General features: G+C 43.4%; 31 protein-coding genes and 5 pseudogenes. 1 reads left to right on the top strand and 35 read right to left on the bottom strand.

Going from position 1 to position 22,614, the window contains the following annotated elements; genetic code table 11:
* Window positions 1-23 precede the first annotated feature (23 nt).
* The 15 genes and pseudogenes from E1963_RS13695 to E1963_RS22070 all read right to left on the bottom strand — a co-directional run bounded on the left by E1963_RS13695 (window position 24) and on the right by E1963_RS22070 (window position 10,540).
* Window positions 24-163 (bottom strand): annotated as a pseudogene (locus tag E1963_RS13695) (cysteine-rich KTR domain-containing protein).
* A 24-nt stretch (window positions 164-187) separates the two neighbouring features.
* The gene (locus E1963_RS13690) at window positions 188-709 is read right to left on the bottom strand and encodes a hypothetical protein (RefSeq protein ID WP_132278935.1); all 522 of its coding nucleotides are present in this window, start codon (window positions 707-709) and stop codon (window positions 188-190) included.
* A 61-nt stretch (window positions 710-770) separates the two neighbouring features.
* Entirely contained in the window at window positions 771-1,379 is a 609-nt protein-coding gene (gene vanX, locus E1963_RS13685) for a D-Ala-D-Ala dipeptidase VanX (protein ID WP_132278932.1), read from the bottom strand.
* Between the two features lie 5 nt (window positions 1,380-1,384).
* A complete protein-coding gene (gene vanD / locus E1963_RS13680) occupies window positions 1,385-2,416 on the bottom strand; it encodes a D-alanine--(R)-lactate ligase VanD (protein WP_132278929.1) in 1,032 nt (343 codons plus the stop codon).
* A complete protein-coding gene (gene vanH-D, locus E1963_RS13675) occupies window positions 2,409-3,380 on the bottom strand; it encodes a D-lactate dehydrogenase VanH-D (protein ID WP_132278926.1) in 972 nt (323 codons plus the stop codon). Before vanH-D ends, vanD begins: the two co-directional genes overlap by 8 nt.
* 19 nt (window positions 3,381-3,399) lie before the next feature.
* Window positions 3,400-4,455, bottom strand: a complete 1,056-nt coding sequence (gene vanY-D, locus E1963_RS13670; RefSeq protein ID WP_132278923.1) for a transpeptidase-like D-Ala-D-Ala carboxypeptidase VanY-D — start codon at window positions 4,453-4,455, stop codon at window positions 3,400-3,402.
* 123 nt (window positions 4,456-4,578) lie between these two features.
* Window positions 4,579-5,724 carry a vancomycin resistance histidine kinase VanS gene (vanS, locus tag E1963_RS13665; RefSeq protein WP_132278920.1) on the bottom strand — a complete coding sequence of 382 codons (1,146 nt, stop codon included), beginning with the start codon at window positions 5,722-5,724 and terminating at the stop codon, window positions 4,579-4,581.
* A complete protein-coding gene (gene vanR-D, locus E1963_RS13660) occupies window positions 5,714-6,412 on the bottom strand; it encodes a vancomycin resistance response regulator transcription factor VanR-D (protein WP_132278917.1) in 699 nt (232 codons plus the stop codon). The genes vanS and vanR-D overlap by 11 nt, the downstream gene beginning before the upstream one ends.
* Window positions 6,413-6,617: 205 nt before the next feature.
* Window positions 6,618-6,911: a winged helix-turn-helix domain-containing protein gene (locus E1963_RS13655; RefSeq protein WP_167482203.1), complete on the bottom strand. Its 294-nt coding sequence runs from the start codon at window positions 6,909-6,911 to the stop codon at window positions 6,618-6,620.
* A 280-nt stretch (window positions 6,912-7,191) separates the two neighbouring features.
* On the bottom strand, window positions 7,192-7,752 hold the full coding sequence (locus E1963_RS13650) for an AraC family ligand binding domain-containing protein (protein WP_132278912.1): 561 nt from the start codon (window positions 7,750-7,752) through the stop codon (window positions 7,192-7,194).
* A 170-nt stretch (window positions 7,753-7,922) separates the two neighbouring features.
* A complete protein-coding gene (locus E1963_RS13645; protein WP_132278911.1) occupies window positions 7,923-8,351 on the bottom strand; it encodes a DUF3788 domain-containing protein in 429 nt (142 codons plus the stop codon).
* 13 nt (window positions 8,352-8,364) lie between these two features.
* Window positions 8,365-9,294, bottom strand: coding sequence for a helix-turn-helix domain-containing protein (locus E1963_RS13640; protein ID WP_132278908.1), 930 nt, complete (start codon window positions 9,292-9,294; stop codon window positions 8,365-8,367).
* A 465-nt stretch (window positions 9,295-9,759) separates the two neighbouring features.
* A pseudogene (locus tag E1963_RS22770) lies at window positions 9,760-9,897 on the bottom strand (TipAS antibiotic-recognition domain-containing protein); the annotation flags it as partial.
* Between the two features lie 56 nt (window positions 9,898-9,953).
* The gene (locus tag E1963_RS22075) at window positions 9,954-10,307 is read right to left on the bottom strand and encodes a DUF2268 domain-containing putative Zn-dependent protease (protein WP_330570837.1); all 354 of its coding nucleotides are present in this window, start codon (window positions 10,305-10,307) and stop codon (window positions 9,954-9,956) included.
* A 65-nt stretch (window positions 10,308-10,372) separates the two neighbouring features.
* Window positions 10,373-10,540, bottom strand: a complete 168-nt coding sequence (locus E1963_RS22070) for a hypothetical protein (RefSeq protein ID WP_330570834.1) — start codon at window positions 10,538-10,540, stop codon at window positions 10,373-10,375.
* Between the two features lie 39 nt (window positions 10,541-10,579).
* Between E1963_RS22070 and E1963_RS22065 the strand changes: the two are divergent.
* Window positions 10,580-10,669: pseudogene (locus E1963_RS22065) on the top strand (XRE family transcriptional regulator); the annotation flags it as partial.
* Between the two features lie 88 nt (window positions 10,670-10,757).
* Here E1963_RS22065 and E1963_RS23135 read toward each other — a convergent pair.
* The 20 genes and pseudogenes from E1963_RS23135 to E1963_RS13530 form a co-directional block, all read right to left on the bottom strand.
* A pseudogene (locus tag E1963_RS23135) lies at window positions 10,758-11,567 on the bottom strand (relaxase/mobilization nuclease domain-containing protein); the annotation flags it as partial.
* Window positions 11,568-11,917: 350 nt separating this feature from the next.
* A pseudogene (locus E1963_RS22760) lies at window positions 11,918-12,115 on the bottom strand (DUF3795 domain-containing protein); the annotation flags it as partial.
* 25 nt (window positions 12,116-12,140) lie between these two features.
* Complete coding sequence (locus E1963_RS22755) at window positions 12,141-12,335, bottom strand: DUF6144 family protein (RefSeq protein WP_243117742.1); 195 nt, start codon at window positions 12,333-12,335, stop codon at window positions 12,141-12,143.
* Between the two features lie 23 nt (window positions 12,336-12,358).
* Window positions 12,359-12,616 carry a hypothetical protein gene (locus E1963_RS20730; RefSeq protein ID WP_243117744.1) on the bottom strand — a complete coding sequence of 86 codons (258 nt, stop codon included), beginning with the start codon at window positions 12,614-12,616 and terminating at the stop codon, window positions 12,359-12,361.
* Window positions 12,594-12,821: a DUF3788 family protein gene (locus tag E1963_RS22060; RefSeq protein ID WP_330570833.1), complete on the bottom strand. Its 228-nt coding sequence runs from the start codon at window positions 12,819-12,821 to the stop codon at window positions 12,594-12,596. Before E1963_RS22060 ends, E1963_RS20730 begins: the two co-directional genes overlap by 23 nt.
* Window positions 12,818-12,946, bottom strand: a complete 129-nt coding sequence (locus E1963_RS22055) for a hypothetical protein (RefSeq protein WP_315974363.1) — start codon at window positions 12,944-12,946, stop codon at window positions 12,818-12,820. Before E1963_RS22055 ends, E1963_RS22060 begins: the two co-directional genes overlap by 4 nt.
* 58 nt (window positions 12,947-13,004) lie before the next feature.
* The gene (locus tag E1963_RS13600) at window positions 13,005-13,265 is read right to left on the bottom strand and encodes a hypothetical protein (protein ID WP_243117734.1); all 261 of its coding nucleotides are present in this window, start codon (window positions 13,263-13,265) and stop codon (window positions 13,005-13,007) included.
* Between the two features lie 116 nt (window positions 13,266-13,381).
* A complete protein-coding gene (locus E1963_RS13595; RefSeq protein ID WP_132278902.1) occupies window positions 13,382-14,134 on the bottom strand; it encodes an inositol monophosphatase family protein in 753 nt (250 codons plus the stop codon).
* A 95-nt stretch (window positions 14,135-14,229) separates the two neighbouring features.
* Window positions 14,230-15,120, bottom strand: coding sequence for a penicillin-binding transpeptidase domain-containing protein (locus E1963_RS13590; RefSeq protein WP_132278899.1), 891 nt, complete (start codon window positions 15,118-15,120; stop codon window positions 14,230-14,232).
* Between the two features lie 45 nt (window positions 15,121-15,165).
* Window positions 15,166-15,630: a VOC family protein gene (locus tag E1963_RS13585; RefSeq protein ID WP_132278896.1), complete on the bottom strand. Its 465-nt coding sequence runs from the start codon at window positions 15,628-15,630 to the stop codon at window positions 15,166-15,168.
* 139 nt (window positions 15,631-15,769) lie between these two features.
* Window positions 15,770-16,072, bottom strand: coding sequence for a DNA-processing protein DprA (locus E1963_RS13580; protein ID WP_330570832.1), 303 nt, complete (start codon window positions 16,070-16,072; stop codon window positions 15,770-15,772).
* Window positions 16,073-16,226: 154 nt separating this feature from the next.
* Window positions 16,227-16,637, bottom strand: a complete 411-nt coding sequence (locus E1963_RS13570; protein ID WP_243117733.1) for a hypothetical protein — start codon at window positions 16,635-16,637, stop codon at window positions 16,227-16,229.
* Between the two features lie 238 nt (window positions 16,638-16,875).
* On the bottom strand, window positions 16,876-17,934 hold the full coding sequence (locus tag E1963_RS13565) for a type IV pilus twitching motility protein PilT (protein WP_132278893.1): 1,059 nt from the start codon (window positions 17,932-17,934) through the stop codon (window positions 16,876-16,878).
* A gap of 12 nt (window positions 17,935-17,946) precedes the next feature.
* On the bottom strand, window positions 17,947-18,426 hold the full coding sequence (locus E1963_RS13560; protein ID WP_132278890.1) for a hypothetical protein: 480 nt from the start codon (window positions 18,424-18,426) through the stop codon (window positions 17,947-17,949).
* A 13-nt stretch (window positions 18,427-18,439) separates the two neighbouring features.
* Window positions 18,440-18,877, bottom strand: coding sequence for a PulJ/GspJ family protein (locus E1963_RS13555; RefSeq protein WP_132278887.1), 438 nt, complete (start codon window positions 18,875-18,877; stop codon window positions 18,440-18,442).
* A complete protein-coding gene (locus tag E1963_RS13550; RefSeq protein ID WP_132278883.1) occupies window positions 18,874-19,359 on the bottom strand; it encodes a DUF4860 domain-containing protein in 486 nt (161 codons plus the stop codon). The genes E1963_RS13555 and E1963_RS13550 overlap by 4 nt, the downstream gene beginning before the upstream one ends.
* A complete protein-coding gene (locus tag E1963_RS13545) occupies window positions 19,356-19,628 on the bottom strand; it encodes a hypothetical protein (RefSeq protein ID WP_330570831.1) in 273 nt (90 codons plus the stop codon). The genes E1963_RS13550 and E1963_RS13545 overlap by 4 nt, the downstream gene beginning before the upstream one ends.
* An 84-nt stretch (window positions 19,629-19,712) precedes the next feature.
* Window positions 19,713-20,702 (bottom strand): type II secretion system F family protein, encoded by a 990-nt coding sequence (locus E1963_RS13540; protein ID WP_330570830.1) that lies wholly within the window; start codon window positions 20,700-20,702, stop codon window positions 19,713-19,715.
* A 108-nt stretch (window positions 20,703-20,810) separates the two neighbouring features.
* Window positions 20,811-21,734, bottom strand: coding sequence for a transglutaminase-like domain-containing protein (locus tag E1963_RS13535; RefSeq protein ID WP_132278874.1), 924 nt, complete (start codon window positions 21,732-21,734; stop codon window positions 20,811-20,813).
* A 19-nt stretch (window positions 21,735-21,753) separates the two neighbouring features.
* The gene (locus tag E1963_RS13530) at window positions 21,754-22,479 is read right to left on the bottom strand and encodes a hypothetical protein (protein ID WP_132278871.1); all 726 of its coding nucleotides are present in this window, start codon (window positions 22,477-22,479) and stop codon (window positions 21,754-21,756) included.
* Window positions 22,480-22,614 lie beyond the last annotated feature (135 nt).

The raw sequence follows: 22,614 nt of genomic DNA, 5'->3' as shown, positions 1-22,614 counted from the left end.
AACATACAGGAAATCGTAATCCTTTATAAAAAAGGTGAATTCAGTTTACGTATTACAACTAAAGTTTGTTGCTTACATTTGGGACAGTACAGCGGGAAATTTTCAAGTATAGTATCATCCGTATTCTAATCTGTGTCTTATTCTTGCAAATAGGACATAATATCCATTCATTATTTTTCTCCGTCCATTATAATTCGTACTTGCGAAAGAGCAATATTCCTACAATCGTGGTTACTGTAAAAATAGAAAAGGAGCTGATTATATCATGTAGGGATATTTCTTTTGCTATTATACCGCTATTTAGAATACCAAAATAAGTGGCAGTAAGTGTACCAAGCGAACTGCCTATATTGGCAAAAATCACGATTACCATAGCTTTCAAAAAGCAATTTCTGAAAAAGCGCTTGATATGAAATATATCATCTGGAACACGGTTTATATCATCAACTGTCGGTTTAATAATTAAAGCATCGGTAAGACCGGCAAACCAACCACATGCCAAAAATGAATTGAGTGATGTAATCGGTACAGAAATAAAAGCTGTTAAAATACTGAAAGGGTGCCCCGACATAGCAGCTGTAAAAAAACCAGCTAATACGCTATTCCATAAAACCCAAGATTTAAGCTGTTGCAATCCTGTTTGGTATTTGCTAATAAAACCATAGGCAATTAAGAGAAAAATAGCGATTGGAATTATCTTCGCAAACACTCGAAAAACACGATTCGGTGTTGGAACAGATATTCAGCTATTTTATTTCTTCAATCACCCACTATGCAATGCAAAAATCAAAATATGTATCGGGGTACGGTTCATCTGCCAGAACATAATGCCACCATTCGTTACAATAGGCTTCAAATCCGCTGCTTTCCATGATATGACGCAGGCATTCCCGGTTCCTTGACTCTTCCTCTGTCAGACCGCTTGCAGTGTGATGGGATCGTTCATCCATAAAGTCAAAGTCTCCGCCCATAGGAACAAGCATACCGGTATCTAAATAAAAAATGGTGAGGTCAACCGCACCTCCGCGGCTATGGCTGGACTGTGAGGCCACATAACCCTTTGTAACCATTTCATTCCTCTTTATATTTGGGTAATACCGCTTTTTCGTCAGATTGTTCTCCGGGAGTGACGCCCAATGCAGAAAACAATCTACGGCACGCTGAGGGCGATAACCATCCCATAAGAGCAGCCCATACCCCTGTTTCATGGCAAGTTTTTGAGCTTTGCGTAAAGCAGCTCCCAGCTCTTTGGTTCCTGCAACACGGTTTACCTCATATCCGTCTACCGGTTTTCCTGTAAAATTATCCCATGTGGCATATTTGGCGTCCCAACGAATGCCGGGCAGCATTTCGTCTAAAAAAATAAAATTCTGTTTCATCGTGTTTACCTCCTAAGCGCCAGTTCAATCAAACAGTCAATGAGCTCCGAAAGGGTAAAGCCTGCTGCAGCCATCATACGGGGATAGCGGCTATACGAAGTAAAACCAGGCATGGTATTAACTTCATTGAGGACAACATGCCCATCTTCCTGTAAAAACAGGTCAATGCGGGCCAATCCTCTGCAGCCAAGTATCTGATAAATTTTCTTAGCTGTTTTCTGAATCCGTTCCCTTATCTCCGCCGGCAGGTCAGCCGGAACTTTAATCGTTGCATTTTCAGATCCCTTCTCAGGCTGTGCTTCCTGGTGAATCTTAAAAAAGCCGTGTTTTAGGCTAATCTGATCGACCTCGCCGACAATCAGGTTCGTACCAGTTCCCAATACGGCGCAGCCGACCTCACTTCCACAAACGGCCTGCTCGATCAATACTTTTCTGTCGTATTGCCTTGCTTCGTTTATGGCCGCGCATAAATCTTCCGCTTTATCTACTTTATTAACTCCAAAAGAAGAACCAGAGCGTGCAGGTTTTACAAAAAGAGGAAAACCAAATCTCTCTGCTCCCGGGCTGGCGCCGTCCTGGATAATCTGGAAATCGGGGACTTTGATACCTGCATTTTTTACGGCAGTATAAGCAAGTGATTTGTCCATGCAAATCACGGAGCTTTGAATATCACAGCCAACATAGGGAATACCCGATAGTTCGAGCAGCCCCTGTATTGAGCCATCTTCCCCAAATTTCCCATGAATCATTGGAAACACCACATCTACAAGTTGGGTTTCATATCCATCATCTTTTTGTATCAACAGGCCATGCGTATTTCTCCCCGGCGAAAAGACGACTGGATATTTTGCATATCGTTCCCAATCAAGGCAAGGCTTTTCGCACAGTTTCCAAACGCCTGATTTTGTGATTCCAATATAAAAAGGCTGATATTTTTCCATATCTATGTTTGCGGCAAGCTCCATTGCAGATTTTATTGATACAGTATGTTCCTCTGAGCAGCCCCCAAACAGGACCGCAACGTTTATCTTATACATTTCCAAGACTCCTTTCAAAATTCAGACAATTTCTGATCGTATTGCTCACTGTGTCAACCAACACCCGTTCCGTATGGTAAGCCGTATGCGGCGTAACGATCACATTTGGCATCCTTTGGAGAGCTGATAAAAAGGGGTGTTCTAGCGCTTTATGCGTATAGTCATAATAAAAAATTCCTTCTTCGCCTTCCAGTACATCTAAAGCGGCGCCTCCAATTCTTCCATCTTCCAATGCGTCTATCAATGCCCCGGTGTCCACCAAAGCGCCCCGTGCCGTATTGATAAGAAGCGCCTCTTTCTTCATCATGTTTAATTGCTCACGGCCAATCATATGGAAAGAATCTTCTGCCAGTGGGACATGAAGCGTAATGATGTCGCTGCTTTGCAGCAGCTCACAAAATGAAACATAGCCTGCTCCCGCTTTATGATTGCGGTCATATGCCAGCACCGTACAGCCGAATCCCTTCAGGCGTTCCATAACAGCCTGTCCAATCCGTCCGGTCCCTATAACGCCAACCGTCATATCCTGCAGTTCCTTTCCACGAAGGTTATTCAGGCAATAATTTTGAATTTCTGCTCTGTGCATTACGGGTTTTGTTCCACGCATCAGCATAAGCATCAACATAATGGCATAGTCGGCGACGCTCCCCGGTGAGTATGCTACCGTGCCAACGGTTATTCCCATTTGCCCGGCTGCCTGTATATCAATATGGTTGAAACCAATACTCCGGGTGCAGATATATTTTACTCCGGCGTTTTTCAGCGCAAGGAGGAGAGGTTCCGATAGCTCCGCTTTATGGCTTATGCTGACACACTGGCATCCAGCAGCTAATTTTGCATTGTTTTCCGATACGGCTTCGCTTATGAGTGAGACTGTAACGCCAAATTCACAGGAAAGTTTATAGAAAACCGCTGCCTCGTCCATCTCACATCCAAAAACAGTAATATCAGTCTTTTTCTTCATTGCTTCACTCCTTATTTGTTTATTGCGATTTAATTGCGTCAATAATATCAACGCTGTCCTGAAATCTGTCGTTCTCAGTTGATCCCATGACTGCACAGATATAGGTGTTTCCGTTAATGACCGCCGCAGAAATGATACAGGCGCCGCCAAGACTGCTGGTTCCCGTTTTTAGGCCGATTACTTCAGGACGGTAATATTGGCTGTCTGGATTGAGAAGTTCGTTTGTATTTTGGTAAGTGACCTTCCGGCCATTCGGCCATCTTTCATAAGACGAATAGCTTGCCACGATCTCCGAAATACAAGGGTCATCCAGACATGCCTTTGCAATAACAGCGAGATCGTAGGCCGTAGTATACTGCCCATCGGCGTCATATCCATCCGGTACTACAAAATTTGAGTTTTCCGCGCCAAGCGATTTTGCCTTTTGGTTTACTTTATCCATGAACACATCAATGGACTGCGCATTTGACAGCCCCTTATCTCCGGCAATTTTCTTTCCGGTATTCACCGCGAGCGTATATGCCGCGTCATTGCCGGAAGGAAGCATAAGGGCAACTAAGAGCTGTCTGACGGTCAGGGTATCGCCCTGCATAAGCCATGCCCTTGACGAATCATCATGCATCAATTCAATTTCCGCGCCCACCCTCATTTCATCGTTCGGGGAGCAGTAATCCAGCACCGTCAAGGCTGTAATCATCTTAGCTGTGCTGGCCGGCGCAATTTTGTCTGTACCTTTTTTCTGATATAATGTCTCATTGGTATCGGCGTTAATCACAATAGCATTTGCTGCCGTGATGTTTACGGAAAGAGGATTTTCTGCAGAGTCAAGGGAGGGGGAAACCGCCTCGTTTTGTTCGCCATTCACCAGAGAATAAGCCTCATTATTTTGAGTAACCTTTTTGCCGGGGATGGGGATTTCTTTGCCGCCCCTTATCAGATTCACAATTCCGAATGCTGTAACGGCTATGAGTAAACAGAGCACGATACATACAGCTCTGTAATACTCCCTTTTTTTCTCTTTTGATTTTCTCCTGTTCCTGTTATCGTAATTTTCGTTATTATTTTGATATTCCATCGTTATCCCAAACTCCTTTCTGGAAGTAAAAAATCGCTCCACCCGATATATAGCATATCAGAATGGAGCGATTTATGTTTTCGCTTTCCTTTGCGGATAATATATGATTTTTAACGGAATTTCTTACGATTTTCCTACGAGAGGCAATGACACCTCAAAGCAGGTAAAACCATCTGCACTGTGGGCGGTTATCTGCCCGTGATGAAGTTCAACAATCTCCTTTGCAATGGCGAGTCCCAGACCGGCACCGCCCGTTGCGGAGCTTCTTGATATATCCAGGCGGTAGAACTGCTCAAATATTCTTTCTAATCGTTCCTGCGGAATTGTATTTCCCTCGTTTATGACTTTAATGAGCACATGATCTTCTATCTGCTCTGCAGTTATCTTAATGCTTGTATCTGCGTTACAATAGCTGACAGCGTTTCGCAGCAGGTTATCAAATACACGCTGCATCTTGTTTGCATCACACGAAACAAAAATATCCGGCTGCATTTCAAATTCCAGCTTCAGGTTTTTCCCGGCCAGCATCGGCTTAAACTCATATGCCAACTGTTCGAGCATCCTCGTCAGATTGATTTTGCCGTATACAAGCGTAATATTGGAAAGGTTGAACCGTGTAATCTCAAAAAATTCGTTAAACAAATCCTCAAGGCGCTCTGCCTTATCCAGTGATATGGATAAATACCGCGTCTTAAGTTCATCGGAAATCTGGCCTTCATCCCTTAATAGCGTCAAATATCCGATTACCGATGAAAGAGGGGTTTTTAAGTCATGAGCCAGATACATAACAAGGTCATTTTTCCTTTGTTCCGCAAGCTCGGCATCCGTTTTTCTTTTCGTCAGAGTATGCCGTATGGAATTGATTTTTCTTTCCGTTGATGCCAGTTCTGCCGGCAGAGCTATATCTTGGGCATCTTCACTCACCAGAGAATCAATTCCACGGTTGATCTCCTTAAAGTATTTTGAAACATTGTCCACATACATGCGAAAAATCACAAAAAATACACCTAAAACTGCAAGGAGAAAAAGCCAGAATTCATATCTCTTGAAGGTTTTCAGGTAGACGACTGCGGCCTCATCGCGGTCTTGGTAAACAAAATGCTCTAAAATGGCAATTACGGCATTTGCAAAATTGCCTTTTAAAACAAACAGATAAATACCCGCTATAACCAGAAGGGAGCATAACATCATGAGCAGCATTTTGATGGATAATCTGTTTTTGAAAAGCAGATAGTCATCTTCATAATTTATTTTCTTTCTATTTTTCAATGGTATATCCCACTCCCCACACAGTTTTTATGAATTTAGGGTTTTTTGCCCGTTCTTTCATTTTCTCTCTGAGCCGACCGATATGGGCCATAACAGTATTATTGTTTTCCATGTATTCTTCTCCCCATACCGCTTCAAATAGTTCCTCCGTTGAGACAACCTTCCCCTGGTTTTCACACAGATACCAGAGAATAGAGAACTCCGTCGGTGTCAGCTGAAGCTCTTTTCCAAATAAGATACATTTATGGCTGTTCTTACTGATCGTCATTCCTCTTATATCGTATTCGCTGCGTTCATCCTCCTGTTTGAGTGGTGGTTGTCTGTATCTCATATACTGCCTTAACTGCGCTTTCACTCTGGCAACCATTTCCAGTGGGTTGAACGGCTTCGTGATATAGTCATCCGCAATGGATAGCCCCATGATTTTATCCCCATCCTCTACTTTTGCTGTCAGCATAATCACAGGAAAATAAAATTTCTCCCGGATTTTCTGGCAAATTTGAAAGCCGTCAATATCCGGGAGCATAATATCTAATATGGCTAAATCCAGGTGGACGGACTCAATGCACTTTAACGCATCCGTACCGTTGTAAAATTTATAAACAGTATATCCATCGTTTTTCAGATAGACTTCCACTAAATCGGCCAGCTCTTTTTCATCATCAACCACTAAGATTTTTTCATTCATTGCATTGCTCCTTACGTTCACAATCAGTCTGACTTTATTATGCACCAAAACGTTATAATATTATCAGCCGATGGTAGCATAATTATAGATAATCGTCAAGGCAGCTTACTTCTGGGCTTTAAGATAGCCGATAATAAGCAAAGCGAACCGGTGCGACAACCACGACTTAGTTACATCCAACCTCCCTCTGATTCCATAGTTTATATTACGGCACTTCAAATTTATATCCAACACCAACAACGCTTTTGATGTAATCCGGAGAATCCGGTGTAATTTTCAGCTTTTTCCGAAGATTGCTCACATGGTTATTGACTGCCTTGCGGGAGTAGCAGGTATAATCCTCATTCCAGACCAATTTCATAATCAGCTCATAAGTAAATACCCGCTTCGGGTGTGTAATTAACAAAGCAAGGATGTCAAATTCCTTAGCCGTTAATTTGATTACCTGCTCGCCAATACATACAAGCCGTTGCTCCTGGCAGAAATATAAATCGTCCATTTGAATTTCTGTAAACGGTTCATCAATGGCTGTCTGCACCCTATAATTTTCGGAAATGGCGCATGGGCTGTTAGCCGGATTATTCTGTTTCTTTTCGGAATCAAGAAGATAATTTACTAACTCCTGACGCTGACGGGTGTTTAACAGCACAAGCAGCTTTTCTGCAATTTTACCGCCCGGTTCAGATATATCAAATACAGCTAATTTCCCATGTCGCTACCCCCTTTCCACGCAGAAAGCTTCTTTTAAGCATTATAAAGTTTGTTATATTGTTTCGGAGTCACTCTGGCATATTTTTTGAAAAAATTAGTAAAGTGACTCTGGCTGCTAAAACCAAGCTGATAGGTGATATTTGTTCGCATTCCAATGATTGAGCATAATCTGCGACCAAATCGCCGATGATCATATAAAGCAGTTCTTCCTTTTGCAAATCACAATACGATCCATTTTCAATTAAATCAATCAATTCTTTAATTTGCGGAATAAGATCACTTTGGTGAACAATCTGCGGCTCAAAATATGGACATATGGCATATCCTATACATTCCAACGCCAATTCTTCCATACGCTCAGTAGTGATATGAAAACATCTAAAATCCAACACTTCTTTTTTCAATTCCAAACAAGTATGATTGTCATTAGGGTTAAATAGGAGCAGATCATTTTTCCCTATTGTATACTCCTTGCCTTGACAGATTACCCGTCGGCTTCCGCTCTCTATATATCCTAATTCATAGTAATCATGGAAATGTGGAGGTAAATTTTCTATCATTCCTGTCATTGATAATATCTCTATATTGAGTTTTTCATCAAAAACAATTCTGCTGTCAGAGTTATTCATACGTCACCTCCACAAAGTTATTCCAATTATATCATTATAGTTCATGCGTATCTCATTTTCTTGCATAATGTTGCTATCTTCACAAAGGCTTGTCGAATAATGCGCTTTCATTCTCTGAGTATAAAATAGGAAATATTGTGGCCCACTAAATTGAGCCACAATATTTCCCGTTATGACGGTATACGCTTTCGAAGATTGATGAGGCGAAAGACATTCTCCATAATCTCACTATCCCGTACCTCTAGCATCAACCACTTCTGTCCATTCCCAGTTTTCGTTTTTTTGAATACCGACTGCACATACTCAGAACATAGCGGCATAAGAAGTTCTGCCTCTGTAAGCTCATGGCTTCCTATAACCACGAGGACGATAAAATGGCCTTCCATCGGGTAGAGCGTACAAAGGGATTTCCCACCCTTTTTATACTTAACGTTCCAGCCAGCCTGCATGGAACAACGACTGTGTTCCATGTAGGGCGTAATCTGGTAGGTGGACTGAATATGCTCATTGAAGTCTGCCCATAACGGGCTGCCGATATATTCTGTGACCTGCTCCCATGTTGGCGGCGTTACATTTGAATAGAGCATATTCCAATCCATCCCAATTCCCTCCTTAGACACTGCTATCCTGCGGCAAAGGCTTGACCCAAATTTCCATGTAGGCCATGTCCTTCGCATCTCGGTAATACTTCTCTGCAGAGAAAGGCTCCGTGGTCAGGTTGTGGTGAGGCAACCATGTACCGAAAAGGTACTTGCTGGCCTGATCCAAAGCGACCGTCACCAAATCCTCGAATTTCTCTGCTTCGATTTTGCAAACGATGTACTCGCCTGCCGGAAGTTCTTTCTTTACGAAGCCACCCTGCAACTGGCCCTGAACATTTTGGGCAAGGCCACCCGCAAAATAGGTGAAAAGGCCTTGTGTAGCATCTTCCGTATGGGACATCCCCATTTCCACGCGGGTATCGAGGATGGCTGCAATTGAGGCTTTCTCCGTATGATACCGTTTCCAAAGCTGACCCGGCGCATCTACGCCAGTGCTTTCACCGGCCGGAATCTGCTCAGAAATATGAACTGCGGTTTCCAGACCAAGGTAGATTTCCGGGTTCGCCAGCGACTTTCTCTGGATTTCCAAAACGATATCTCCCGCCACCAGCGGGACCCCTTCGTCAACCAGGACGTAATTCATGGAAACCTCCGGCTTGTCAAATGTGTTGAGCATTGGTAAATCCCTCCTGTAGTCTTCGGGTGTGATCCCATACGTTTCCTTGAAAGCCCGCGTAAAGTTCGCATGGCTGGAAAAGCCGTAGTCCAAGGCAACGTCAAGGATTCTCTGCTCCGAGTCGCTCAGATTCTCGATTACCTTCGCCAAACGGCGGAGTTTCACATATTCCTGAACCGATTTATTTACCAATCGCTTGAACAAGCGCTGGAAATAGAAAGGGGACAGGCCGACGGTGTTTGCCAGCGTCTCTGTCGAGATTTCTTCAGCCAGGTGTTCCTCGATAAAGGTCAAAGATTGTTCGATTGCTTCCCATGCGTGCATTGCAGCACCTCCTATAATTGATGTTCATAGCTACGAGCAAAATGTCGTTTGGCTCATCCCTATGATGCTCACATCATACCACGTTATTTTGGGCTGTGCTATTCACACAATGCCCTTTTGCAATGTGGCACTGTTTGAAATGGCCTTCGACCATGAGTATATTGCCGTACATTGCACACATAGTCAAGTTGTATATCGTTCCAATGTTCTCAGTGCATTTTACAAGGGGATAGGCAAAAGCGTAGTCATTTAAGTAGTAATTATTTTCGTATGAGTTGCCGGAATGATCCCATAAGTCGGGAGAACTTTTTTTGAGAAGCAATCCTTACCACATTTTGTCGTATATTATCTCGCATCACTGCAGCAACCTCCTTTTGCCGCCGTGATGTTTTAGGGACGCGAAAAAATGACTGCTGTACGACGGCTTTTTTCTTTTACCGTCGTGCGGCAGATGGTTATAGATTACTATTTATTACGACAATGTGCTTTAATTGCCTCTCCGAAAAACTCTGCGATATTCCATGTGGCAAATCTATTGATATAGTCCGAAAATCGTTCATCAGTTTGATAGACTTCGCCCAAGCACATCAACATATCATCCGAACAAGGGTAGAATTTTTAATGCCGGTTAGCTTTGCAACTTCATGTACTGTCATTTTTCAGACCTCATTCCAAAATCCCTTTACTTCTTTCTGTATTTCGTCAGCGGGTGTTAAAGTAGCTCGAATGATAGATTTCCCAGTCTTTTGCAAATAATATTTTATCATATGATAGCCACAAGCGTATCCGGCACAATAGGGCAAACCAACAGGAAAATAATTTTGCATTTTTTCCATTTCATCACCATATAGATATGCTGTCAGGTTATCTAAGCCCTGTTCATCAAGACTTTCCCTAATGATAGGCTTGATATATCCATTCAAAGTTTCCATATCTGTCTTGCTTACCCACGGCCCTACATTTTCCTCACCATATAGGGAAGTAGCGAAGTTTTCAGCAAGGCCCTCACTAATTCATTACAGCAAGAGTAATATCATTGTGCCACTTAATAAACTGGAATCGGACATTATGATTTGTTTCACTTTAAGGAACGCTCGATTGATTTTTGACAGTTGTTCCAAAACTGATTGTCACTTAGCAGGGTAATGCTTTCCGCCGATTTTTCATCAATTTTTTCTGGCAGAAGAAAGCCCAACATACCACTTGCCATAATAACATCATAACCATTCGGTTGTGCTGCATTCATTGGCACATTATAGCAGGCCCATTTTTTTCAAAAGGCTTCATCATGAATATTGAGAATCGGGGAGAACATCCCAGCTTGAACACGTTTTACCGGCTTGTCACCCTGCTGAACATTTCCGTGGATCAATTCCTCCGTTTTTTGCGCCATTTTAAGGGGATACGACTAACGGCAAGCAATGCAATCTTACGTAAGATTGCGTATGAGGCAGGAATCCGTTCCCGGATTTCCGGTATTCCACATAGACCACCCGCGTTTTGGCGTAGTTCACGCTCTGTCTCCGTTGGCAGTCATTTGTGATTCCAGTTCCTTGATCTGCACCGAAAGCGCATTGAAGCTGGCAATGGCAGCGTCCGATTTTTTCTGCAAGTCCTCATAGCTCATATCGCCATGCTTTTTGAGATAGATTACCGCCTGGGATAGCTGTTTCAGATTAAACACCTTCGCCCACCGTTCATAACCCGGACCTTTGCCAGCGCGGATCGCCGCCTCAATATCCACCAGCAGACCGACTTTAGAAACCGGCTTTTGGGGAGAAGTGCGGCGGGGCGTTATCGTCCGGGTTCCGGCAATCCGTTCTTTGATGGCCGGCTCCGTATAGTCGCCTTTCAGCGTATCGCACCGGGTATATCGATCTTCCGGCGACAGACGATACCGAAGGTGCTTTCGTTCCCGGTTGACTTCAATCCCGGCTGCCGGTTACTCCCCAGCCATGTGCCGTAGTGGTTGCGGCTGGATTTTGGATTTTCTACGATGGAAAGACCATGCTCCAGGCACAGCTTGTCATTCATGCGCCGGATCGCCCAGGTGGAACCCCAGAAATTACGGAACTTCTTCTGGCAGTCCAGCGTCGTAGAATTTATGATGATGTATGAACGTGGTGCTTATCAATATGGGGGCAGACGACAAAAGCGTGGTTGCCTTTCGTCAGCTTCAATGCCAACTTCCGACCAATTTGATTTGCTTCTTCCGGCGAGACTTCGCCGGGCTTAAACGCCTGCCGGAGATGGTAGGCAATCACATCGTCTGCGCGTTCCTCCTTATTGAGTTCTGTTAATAAAAAGCGCAAAGGCTTCCAATACCTTTGCGCTCTGTTACAAAGAAAAAGCGCCATCAAAAATATGTGGCGCAGTTTCAAAATATTTAATTGAGAGAAGGGAAGATTAGATGAGCTATAAGCACTGGTTCATGAACAAAAATCATAGCATATTCAAATTATCCCTTTTTCTAATGGAGTCTTAGGTTGATATTTTTCGTTGTCGCTGCATCCTGCAGTAATCCGGCGACAAAAGCACTTTTTTCTTTGAGCGTCAGTGTTTCCATATCAGATTTTTGGTTTCGGTGTGTTATAAAGGAATCAAAGTCGTCAATATGATCTTATTTTTCGCAAGGGTATTCGCTGCATTGGAAACAGTATTGGGCGCCGTCGTGCTCCATGCTACATCTTGCGATTTTGCACGATTGATTTCCCTCACCGCCGCCGCAGCCAGGGCAGTTTTTATTCAAAAACATGGGGCAAAGCCCACAATTCAAACCGCAGAGGGAAAATAATTGGTTTTGTCGGTTAAATCCTTTCATGGCATCTCCTAATGTAAAATAAATCCTAATCTTTGCTAAACGTGACTCTCAGCAGACAAAAATCAAATCCCTGTCGTATGCTTTGCAATATTTCCACATACACGGGAATCTCAAAAACAAGTTCAAAAAGTTTCTTATTATATCCTGCAGTACAGTGGCACCAAGTTAGAGATTGTAAAAGAGCCGCCTTCTCTAGCATCGGACATTCACAGGTAAACATTTTCGTATATAACTGATTTTCTTCTATATACCAGCCGGCACCATTTTCATTACCTTTTCCACCCATTCCGCGCGTTCTGCAGGTGTTGAATTTAGTGTTAACGGCAATTCAGACGTTATGCTGTCTGATGCCTCTTTTGAAACTGTCATTTCCAAACCGCGCTTCAGTCGCATAAGTTCATCCAATTCTAAAGTCGGAGGTATGTATTCCGGCATAGAGAAATTCCGCATATTTGGCACCTCCATCGGCTGTGAAAGGCTAAAACTCATATCTAGTCCCATGCGAGAGCAACAGGCCATCCGTTAATTCCACACGCAGAATGATGGTGTTTTCATCGTCAAAATCAGCCGTATTGGTCGGTTCAAACATGACCCATTTCCCGTCACGATAGGTTTTTGCCTCATCATATTGCCTGCAAACGGCGTCAGAAAGAGTACCCCTTATATCTTCAAATTTTGTTCTTTCATCTTTTCCAAAGATAATCATGAATCCAATGCAATTACTTTTAGCGTATAGGCCACAAAGGCCAAACATAACGCTTGCCAAACTTCAAGCAAGGATTGTCCAAGCAATTCCGTCATAGTTAAATGAGATGGTATATTTTCAAGCATCGCATCCCCTCCATAAATTCACATATATTTTTCTGTTGCGTTACTCCCAGAAAAAATTTTACTTAATAATAGACCTCACTTGGTCAAGAATATTATCAGTGCTTTTGATGCCCAGCATAGGAATATTCAAGTTTTCCGCATTTATTCTATTGATAAGTTCGCTCATAAAAACGTCTTTACCGCTTATCTCTTTATTAAAATCTGATGTGGTTTCCACGCCGCAGGTTGGCGAACGATTTGCACCAATGATTCCGATTATCTCAAAATCGTAGGCATTGTATTCTGTTATTTGTTTCATAACATAATCAACTTGTACCATTAGCAATTTGTAAGTTTCCTCTTTTTAAGTCCCGATTTGTTTATTTGTCCATGAGATATTAGCTACTCAAAAGTATTGCTATATTCTCACCTACTCCTGAAAAGGGAACACACTTCTTACAGCAGATTTAGCAGTTCTGTATGGATATATCCGTTTGTTCCTGCTACGCTGCCGCCTTTTCTCGGATCAAGCGGCTTTCCCGTAAAATCAGTTACTTTACCGCCGGCTTCCTGAATTAGAAGCATACCGGCAGCATAATCCCAGGGATTCAGATATATCTCAAAATAGCCTCCCTGTCTGCCACAGGCGGTATATGCCAGCTCCAGCGCGGCAGAGCCGATCCTGCGGACATCCTGACACTGGCCGAACACCCTGCGGAACCGGGCAAAGTTTTCATCGGCCAGCTCTCTTTTTGCTGTTCCCAGTCCGATTATCGTGTCTGATAGTCTTTTTTCATTTGATATATGTATGGGTTGTCCGTTTAGGAAGCTGCCCTTTCCCTTAATCGCTGAAAACACTTCTTCATGGAAGGGATCATACACGATCCCCATAACAATTTCCCCCTGGCGGCAAAGGGCTAAAGATACAACGCTGTGCTGGTAATCATGCATAAGGTTTGTGGTCCCGTCAACAGGGTCTAAAATCCAAAAGCTATCCGCCTTTATTTCCTGCAATCCAGTTTCTTCTCCGAGAAATTGAATATCCGGTGCAAGGGCAAACAGCTCCTTTTTTAAGAAATTTTGCACGGCAATATCTACTTGCGTTACATAGTCTGCAAGGCCCTTCTCTTCCACATGAGCGGCCATTTCACGGTTCTTAATTAACCCCTGCGTCTTTGTTACTAAGCTGATAATTTTCTGAATATCCATATATGTTTCCTCCATTGGCGTAACCATCTGATTACAAGACATCGTTACGAAAATAAGGTTTGAAAGAACTCAGCAAACCAGAATTTAAAACATCTTTACTCCATTATTTTTAGGGCAATTTCTTTAGCAACACTACTTGAAATTTGTTCTTTTTGTAAGCTGTCATTGAGATATATAGCAAAATATTCTCTCTGTTGTTCCTTTTCAGTAAAACCTATAAACCATGCTTCTCCATTTGAACTAGAACCAGTCTTTCCATATATTTTTTTCTCTTTATTATCTTGAATTAGCATAATTTTTTTTAGTATTTCGACATTCTCGTTGTCATAGAAACTATTACCTTCAAAGATTTTTGATAAAATCTCTACCTGTTCATAAGGTGAAATTTTTAAAGATGAGCCGAGCCAAAACCCGTTTAATTCTTCGTATGGATTTATCATACTTCCTTCCCATTCGGAAACATCACAATTACCATACTTCAACTCACTTAGCTCTTTTTTGACTTTTTCTTCCCCTACACTATTTATAATATGATGAAAATACCATATACAAGACGTTTGAAATGCCTTTTGCAAAGTCAAATTCTCGTTCCATTCCGAATTTAGATATTGAGTTCCATTATAGTTCATGGTGGAGGTTTCATCTTTAATAATATTGTTGTGTAATCCTATTAATGTAGAAATAATTTTAAAAGTTGAATATGGGGATACTTCTTGTTCTGCCAAATCTTTATTATATAGAGAATACTTGTTTTCTGATGGACTGTATAAAACCGCACAACCATTTATACTATTAAAGGCATTACTTAAATCAAGCATTTCTTCCCCAGTGTTCTCACTCTCTTTTTTTACTGTTTTATCATCTGTTTCAGATTGATCTAACTGATTTGTCTTTATCTGCTCCACTTTATCCTGTTTAGATGAACACCCAGATAGCATTGTTAAACATACTACTGACATACAGATAATCTTCAAAAATCTTAACATACTTCCTCCCTACAACTTCCGATTTGTTTATTCGTCCATCATGTATTAGCTGTTTAGAAGTTTTGTCAAATCCTCAATAGAAGCGTCCATTTTCACAGAAACCTCTTCCATAGTCATGCCGGAAGCAAGAAAACGCTTTATCACCATTTTCATATCCTCGCCAACCTCAATGATATAGCCGTCCAAATCGTAGAACCGGATCACCCGCTGGCCCCAGCTATGTTCAATCACTTCTCCCAGGTATTCAATATCCGGGTATTCTTTCAGCTTGTTCAGAAAACCGTCAAAGTCCTGTTCCTCAAAGACGATTTCCGCATTGTTGGATTTCTTTAATATCTTTTCTTTCGGCAGATTTACAAGCCAGTCAAAATCCTGCTGCAATGCCAGACCGCAGGTAAAGGCAATGTTCCTTCCGTAATCCTGAAACACCTCTAATCCAAACAGATCCTCATAAAATTTTCTTGCAGCGTTAATGTCGGCCACCGATATAAGCATACATACGTGTTTCATGCAAATACTCCTTTCAAACTGTGGTTTTTCATTTTCACAAAAGGTGATCTATAATTTTCTGTAAAGTCAACCAGATTTATAATGGGTCTTCCCGGTTGAATATTTATTATATCATAGAGCAGCCTGTACTTTCACTTTTTCATATCCGTTTTTGTCCAAGATTTATCCCGTTTTTGTTCAAGTTTAATCCTATCGGTATTTCCCGCAGTTCTTTCCGAAACTGGTGTGCAAAACGGATTGTCTTAATTGTACCGCCTTTTTCCCGACCGTCATATACTGCAATTACGCGGTCTGAATGTTCGACCATATAGCGGTTGCGTTTGGCAAAGACGTTGGACATGTATTCTTCCTGGATTACGATAACCTCCGCGCAGGCATCCAGCAGAGCGTTTGTGTGTGCATTCTGATACAAGCTGTCTACCCGTTTCTGATATGGAAGCATCCCAGGTCCATGCAACGACATTGCGTTTTAGGCAGAAGGAAGATAAATCCATTCGTGCATCAGGCACACGCTAGGCTCGTCCTCCCTGGGAACCAGCCGGTAGGTACATTCCCCATACACGGTTCGTATGTCCTCAATCTCCATACCATATGCTTTATAGAAGCGGTATTCCAGATTGGAGATAATACAGCGAAGCGTCTGCAGCGCCTCTCGCTGAGCAGTGATAATCAAATCCCGGTCTATGCTTCGCTTCAAAAACATCCCTGGATAACACATCGAAGATCAACATATGGCGCACCTCTGGGTCAAAGCGTTCCAGCGTCATGAATTTACCCGATAGTACGTCCTGCCTGCGGAAGCCGGTAATTTTTCTGAATATCACGCACCAGGTCCATACACTCGGCATCCGACAGTGGGCGCAGTTTTCCATGAGACTCTTTGCCGCGTTCCTCCGCGCAGGATCGCCGACATACTGTGTCGACATGTAGAGCTCATTCAAGACTTTAGATTGATAATCACCCTCAACCTGAAACAGCAATCTCTTTTCCATTTCATTCAGTTCCATGTAGCCCTCCTTTCTTCTGAAAATGGGTATAATAAAACGCCATAGGATTCTGATAGCCTATGGCGCAGTGTGTAGGAAATTTATATATATACACGAAGCTAACATACATAATACATATAGTGAGTGTATGGATAAAATAAAAATATAAGGCATGAGGAATAAGAAAGGCAAAATATTCGACATGTTAAACAAAAAGGATTAGATCGTGCTTCATGGCACATCTAATCCTTTTTATACCTTATCGCAATTTCTTACCGAGCATATCCGGATTTGTTGCGAAGGTAAGCGCGGTCTCTTCTGTGATGGTGCCAGCTTTATACAGGCGCAGAAGGCTCGTATCCATCGCTATCATATCGTTGCTGGCAGAAGAATAGATGATTCCGTCTATCTGAGGAATCTTATTATCCCGTATCATGTTTCGGATGGCCGGGGTTACTGTCATAATCTCAAAGGCAGGAACCATGCCGCCGTCCACGGAAGGGACGAGCTGCTGCGATACGACTGCCTGGAGCACCATGGACAGCTGTACCGCAATCTGGCGCTGCTGGTTAGGCGGGAATACATCTATGATACGGTCTATCGTATTCGCGCTTCCAATCGTGTGCAGGGTCGAGAAGATGAGGTGACCGGTCTCTGCGGCTGTCATGGCTACCTGTGTCGTCTCATAATCACGCATCTCGCCAAGTAGGATGACATCGGGACTCTGCCGCAGCGCGGCACGCAAGGCAGACACGTAACTGTCCGTATCTACATTGATTTCCCTCTGGCTTACGATACTTTTATCGTGCCGGTGCAGATATTCAAGCGGATCCTCCAGTGTGATGATATGCTTTTCAAAGTTGTGGTTGATATCATCTATCATACATGCAAGCGTCGTCGACTTGCCGCTTCCAGCCGGACCTGTCACAAGCACCAGGCCTTTCGGGAAGCGGTCCAGCTTCATAATACTGTCAGGTATACCGAGCAAAGCCGGATTCGGGAGCGTAAAGGTAATGATACGTATAACGGCCGACAAAGCGCCCCTCTGCTTGTAAGCGCTCACACGAAAACGTGACAGTCCCGCGATGGCAAAGGAAAAGTCGTCATCCCCCGTTTCCAGAAGCTTGTCCATGGAACGTTCTCCCGCCAGCTCGTATATCTGACGGAGCAGGTCTTCCGTGTCATCGGGAAGAAGCCGGTCATCGTTGATGCGTACGATCGTATTATTGACCCTCATAGAAGCGGGAAGGCCTGCGATGATAAAAAGATCCGATGCTTTTTTCTCTATGGCGTTTTCAAAAAAATCAGTTGCATTCATTATGAAAATCTCCTATTCGATTAATTTTAGCCGGTCATTGCCCTCCCATCCTGCAGTAGATACCTCCTGCCAGGACGTAATGCGGTAAAAACCGCCGGAAAGGTTATCAGATTTATTCAGTGTCAGAACAATTTTCAGTGCTTTATCTTCATTGATTTTTTCTTCAAAGGTCAATATCGGCTCGTCAGATGAAAGGTCCAGGGTGATTCCTTCCACCGTATTAAGCAATACGGCTGCGTCCGCATAGTAATCACCGGACCTGTTCCTGTAAGCATTCCCTAATATACCGTCAATCTCCTTCAACTTCCGTTCTGCCTCATTGCATGCATTATAATACTCCGTATTATGTCCGGCAGTATCCTTGCTGTACTTGTAATCTCCGGCAGCGCTGGACAATGACAGGGTGGCAAAGGTAACAAGGCAAAGTATGATAAACACCATGAGCAAAGATACGGAGCCTATATTGGCTACAGGATATGTCTTTTTCTTCATAGAGGCTCCTTTCCTACGGTTTCAATTGCTTGTATGTTACTATATCTAACTCATATATGTGTGAGGACGAGCCAGATTTAGCAACGGAAAGTCTGTATTCTGTGATACCGCTGTCTGAGGCTCCTTTGTCTATCTCCAGATAGTAGGCCGCATCCGCTTCGGTGCATGGCTGAAACCCTTTATCATAGTAAATATGCAGAGTGCTGTCTTCTGCCTTCATATGTGGATAATACTCTCTGAGGACGGTTCCGGCGTCTTCTGTGCCGCGGATGATATCAGCAGCGGAAACTGCCTGGTTTACAGCGCTGTCGAGCTCTTCGGTATCCCGGCTGATCGTATGTGACTTTACAAACAGCTGCAGGCAGATGGCGCTGATAACAGAAAAGAAGAGGATAGCTATGATGATTTCCATCAGAAGCAGCCCGGAGCGGTTGGAGGTCTGTTTTTTCATGGCACGCTCCTTTCTGAGATAATAAGAGAGTCCTCGGCCCCCTTATTATCTGTTGATGTAAATTCCAATAGCCCGGTCCCGGTCTTATCCATACCAAGGCTGTTGATTTCCATGATTGTTTTGCCGTTCTTCAGAAGTATATCGACCCCGTCATTCAGGAACAGCTCCTTGAGCAACCCGTCGTATTCATATATATATGTAGTACAGTCCACACCATTATAATTGCCGCGCAATGCCAGACACCGGGTCCCTTCTATGTCCTGGATGGAAACAGCGCCTTTACTGTCGTTTTGCCGTATCTTTTCAGTGATATAGGATAGACAAGTCCGGTTCTGGTCGTTTGCCTGAATCTGCCCTGTTGTAGAGCTGTACAGATTGGCAGCCAGAAGCAGTACGGCGAACGACGATGCCGCGAAGACAAAGAAAAGAGCTATCGGAAATATAAGATCGATCATATGTTTCTGGCGAGTCTGGAATTTCATTGCCCATCCTCCTTATCAATGATAGTTACGTCAGGCATAATATTGGAACCAAGAATCTGATAGTCTATAAAAAACCGGTCTTCATCGTAGATAAGCCCATAATGCTCCTTAAGGTACTGAAGGCTTTCCGGGTAGGCGCCTTCTATGGCATAGCAATGGGCTATGCCACGGCTGACCGCTGTCTCCAGAGTCTGCTTTTCCTGGTAGGAAGCTTTATCGGAGAAGGAAGATATACCGAACCAGAAACAGCCAAATATTATAAAGAACACTATAATAGAAACGATTAAGTTTCTGCTGCTGGATCTGGACTTATTGGATACAAAACGTTGCTTCATGTATATTACCCCAATCTTCTATATGCTAGACATGATTCCCATCAATGGCAGCATTACAGATAATAATATCATACCAACGATAAGGGAAAGTATGATGACAAGAGTAGGTTCCAGAGTTGCAATCATATTCGTGAACCTCTGATCTATCTCCTCCTGGTACCTGTCCGCGATATCGCCCATAACTTCATCCAGTACACCAGCCTTGGAACCAATGGAGGCCATGCGGGCGTATATCCCGGAGAAAACGTCCATATCAAGCAGCGCCTGGGACAGATCTTCGCCCTCCTGCATCTTCACCTGGCATTGCTCCAGTTTCTGGCGGAAGTTTTCGGTGTCTGTAAGTTTGGATGTAAGCTCCAGGCATTCCGACTGGGTCATTCCGCTGCTCAGGGTCAGTGCCATCCCACTGGCGAATCTGCAGGCCGCCATTTTCTCGGATACGGAACGGGTCCAGGCAAACCTGGCGGTGAACCTGCCGAACCATGCGCGTCCGCTTTTTGTGCGTGTGACGAAGAAGATAAAAATGATGAGTGCAGCCAGCACCGCTATGAATGCGACTGAATAACGGTTCAGCGCACTTCCCAGATTGAGAATGGCTTTGGAAAAACCAGTCATCTCACTCCCGAGCTGCCGGAACACTTGATTGAAGATAGGCATTACCTTTGTTATGAGCACGACGATGACGAGCAGCATCATACATATCATAATGAGAGGATATGTGACGGCATTTTTGACTGATTGGGCGATTGTCGCTTCGCGGTCATAGTGTTCACCAAGCGATTTCATTACATCATCCAGCTTACCGGTCTGTTCGCCGATATTTACCATCTGCAGCATATAATCTGGAAAGGATTGTGTAGAGACAAGTGCTTTATAAAAGCTTCCCGTTTCAAACAGGGTCTTCTGCATGCTCATAAGAAGTTCCTGCTCCTCAGAACTTTTGCTTTCCTCCAGCATCAGAGTAACCCCCTCTATCGATGAGATGCCGGACTGTAAGATCATTGCCATCTGAGAACAGAAGGCAGATATTTCCATATTGGAAAGAGGGGTAAATATTTGCTGCTCCATAAGAACTCCTTTCTTAATCATAATTAAACCATTATAAATGCATCAAAACTAATACGTATATTTTAACACATAGTTTGTTCCGTCTCCGACGGCTTCTTTCAAAGACTTGTTGTCACTGTTAGCGGCAAAGGTAGGATCCATCAGCTCCCATGAAGTGCCGTCAAACTCGATGATATTGTCAATCCAGCCTTTATCGTCCACATATGTGCTGATCCAGGAGTGATATGCGTCTCCCGCATATCCTATGTCCAGCTTGGTAGGGATGCCTTGTGAACGGAGCATTGCAGCCATCAGGGAGGCATAATCAAAGCAGATCCCTTTTCCGGTCTCCAGTGTCTCATCAACGACAGGAAGGTAACCATAAGTAACGGAAGACGCTTTATCATTGTCATAAGAAACATTTTTGATTACATAGTGATATATATTTTCTACTACTTCTAAATCAGAATGTGCCCCTTCAGCCAATGCTTCTCCCTTTTTGACAGCCTTTGAATCAGGGGTAAAGCTTACATATTGGTTCGGGTAGAGAAAAGGGGTGAATTCATCTGCGATTTTTACTTCGATATCCTGGGCAAAGGCGATACTGTACATATCGTCCTGTACATTTTCCAGCAGGCTTGCCGAATAGGTGCCGCTTCCGGCTGAGAACGGGAATGTCTCATAGCCTCCGCTCTGGGACAGCAGATAGGTGTAAGTGGTACCGTCAGGAGCGGCAAACTGCAGCTTGACTTTCCCGTTAGTGCCCCTGTACTGCACCATCATATAACCCTGGTCCGTGTGAGATGCATCAAAAGTCACGATATCATTACCGTATGTAGTTGTTCCGCTCGCCTCCGGTACAAGGGCCTGGGGAGTATTGTCACGTACGGGTCCTGACCTGGATGGTGAACTTTTCTTCCCCCCGCAGCTGCAAAAGAGGATACAGCACAGGAAGAGCAACAATAAAGATTGAGATATTGTCTTCTTATTCATGTGCAGTATCCTCCTTTGACTATTCCGTAGGCGATATTAGTATTTCCAGCGTATTGCCTGAATTATCAGGTATCATGATGTTCACCGGCTGGCTCGGTATTTTAAATGTTATGGTTTCGTTTTCTTTATCGACGACCGCAGGCTCAACCGTATTGCCGTCAGAGGCAGTTCCGGATATGCCTTCATAATCTATGCCCGAATAAGTGTCACGTACGACAATATATATATAGCCATTCTCTGTGTATGACCGTATCAGTTCCGGTTTGTCCATATCAAGATGTGTCACCTCATATTTTTTGACCGAGTATTGTCCGTTCATGGCCGTAGCTTTAATCAGCAGCGTACCGTTCTGCGGTATGGCTACCATGTAGTTTTTAGAATCAACCTTTTCCAGGGAGACCGGGGTACCGTCTATCGTCGCCGAAACTCCATCCACGGGTAGCAGCGTCTTGACCTGTATCTCATAGACCGCATTGTCTGTAGAATCTACATTTGTCCTCTGTGCAATGATGGTAGGACGGAAGAAGAGAAGCGGCAGCAGGACAAGTATTACGAGGACAACGTAAGAGATGACTCTGCCAAGGCGGAACTCCGTCTTTTTATAATTTCCCCAAGACTCAAGCGTCTCAAGAGGAATAGCATTAGGTACGACTTCACATTCTGCAAAGATATTATTAAGAAGCTGGTTGGCAGTTTCAGAATCCAGTTCGGGTATTCTATCAGGATTGGTGTTCGTATTATCCAATGTTGATTCCTCCTTGTATAATGTATTTAGGTTGTTCAAGGGATACCTATAAACCCTTAGACCTACTTCTTTACATCTCCAGTCTGATAGGAGATAATTGTTTTATTAGATTGAGGGGATGATCGTTGCCTCCTT

Source organism: Extibacter muris, from assembly GCF_004345005.1.
GTDB classification, from domain to species: Bacteria; Bacillota; Clostridia; order Lachnospirales; family Lachnospiraceae; genus Extibacter; species Extibacter muris.
Note: the sequence above shows the minus strand (reverse complement) of the source record. Positions and strands in the feature narration are given on the sequence as shown.

Bases quoted from the DNA above. Each gene is read 5' to 3' on its own strand.
- vanX (WP_132278932.1), bottom strand. From the start codon at position 1,379: ATGAAACAGAATTTTATTTTTTTAGACGAAATGCTGCCCGGCATTCGT.
- vanD (WP_132278929.1), bottom strand. From the start codon at position 2,416: ATGTATAAGATAAACGTTGCGGTCCTGTTTGGGGGCTGCTCAGAGGAA.
- vanH-D (WP_132278926.1), bottom strand. From the start codon at position 3,380: ATGAAGAAAAAGACTGATATTACTGTTTTTGGATGTGAGATGGACGAG.
- vanY-D (WP_132278923.1), bottom strand. From the start codon at position 4,455: ATGGAATATCAAAATAATAACGAAAATTACGATAACAGGAACAGGAGA.
- vanR-D (WP_132278917.1), bottom strand. From the start codon at position 6,412: ATGAATGAAAAAATCTTAGTGGTTGATGATGAAAAAGAGCTGGCCGAT.
- E1963_RS13655 (WP_167482203.1), bottom strand. From the start codon at position 6,911: ATGGACGATTTATATTTCTGCCAGGAGCAACGGCTTGTATGTATTGGC.
- E1963_RS13650 (WP_132278912.1), bottom strand. From the start codon at position 7,752: ATGAATAACTCTGACAGCAGAATTGTTTTTGATGAAAAACTCAATATA.
- E1963_RS13645 (WP_132278911.1), bottom strand. From the start codon at position 8,351: ATGGATTGGAATATGCTCTATTCAAATGTAACGCCGCCAACATGGGAG.
- E1963_RS13640 (WP_132278908.1), bottom strand. From the start codon at position 9,294: ATGCACGCATGGGAAGCAATCGAACAATCTTTGACCTTTATCGAGGAA.
- E1963_RS22070 (WP_330570834.1), bottom strand. From the start codon at position 10,540: ATGAATGCAGCACAACCGAATGGTTATGATGTTATTATGGCAAGTGGT.
- E1963_RS22755 (WP_243117742.1), bottom strand. From the start codon at position 12,335: ATGTTTACCTGTGAATGTCCGATGCTAGAGAAGGCGGCTCTTTTACAA.
- E1963_RS20730 (WP_243117744.1), bottom strand. From the start codon at position 12,616: ATGGGACTAGATATGAGTTTTAGCCTTTCACAGCCGATGGAGGTGCCA.
- E1963_RS22060 (WP_330570833.1), bottom strand. From the start codon at position 12,821: ATGATTATCTTTGGAAAAGATGAAAGAACAAAATTTGAAGATATAAGG.
- E1963_RS22055 (WP_315974363.1), bottom strand. From the start codon at position 12,946: ATGCTTGAAAATATACCATCTCATTTAACTATGACGGAATTGCTTGGA.
- E1963_RS13600 (WP_243117734.1), bottom strand. From the start codon at position 13,265: ATGGTACAAGTTGATTATGTTATGAAACAAATAACAGAATACAATGCC.
- E1963_RS13595 (WP_132278902.1), bottom strand. From the start codon at position 14,134: ATGGATATTCAGAAAATTATCAGCTTAGTAACAAAGACGCAGGGGTTA.
- E1963_RS13590 (WP_132278899.1), bottom strand. From the start codon at position 15,120: ATGTTAAGATTTTTGAAGATTATCTGTATGTCAGTAGTATGTTTAACA.
- E1963_RS13585 (WP_132278896.1), bottom strand. From the start codon at position 15,630: ATGAAACACGTATGTATGCTTATATCGGTGGCCGACATTAACGCTGCA.
- E1963_RS13580 (WP_330570832.1), bottom strand. From the start codon at position 16,072: ATGCTTCCATATCAGAAACGGGTAGACAGCTTGTATCAGAATGCACAC.
- E1963_RS13570 (WP_243117733.1), bottom strand. From the start codon at position 16,637: ATGGAACTGAATGAAATGGAAAAGAGATTGCTGTTTCAGGTTGAGGGT.
- E1963_RS13565 (WP_132278893.1), bottom strand. From the start codon at position 17,934: ATGAATGCAACTGATTTTTTTGAAAACGCCATAGAGAAAAAAGCATCG.
- E1963_RS13560 (WP_132278890.1), bottom strand. From the start codon at position 18,426: ATGAAGAAAAAGACATATCCTGTAGCCAATATAGGCTCCGTATCTTTG.
- E1963_RS13555 (WP_132278887.1), bottom strand. From the start codon at position 18,877: ATGAAAAAACAGACCTCCAACCGCTCCGGGCTGCTTCTGATGGAAATC.
- E1963_RS13550 (WP_132278883.1), bottom strand. From the start codon at position 19,359: ATGAAATTCCAGACTCGCCAGAAACATATGATCGATCTTATATTTCCG.
- E1963_RS13540 (WP_330570830.1), bottom strand. From the start codon at position 20,702: ATGGCAATGATCTTACAGTCCGGCATCTCATCGATAGAGGGGGTTACT.
- E1963_RS13535 (WP_132278874.1), bottom strand. From the start codon at position 21,734: ATGAATAAGAAGACAATATCTCAATCTTTATTGTTGCTCTTCCTGTGC.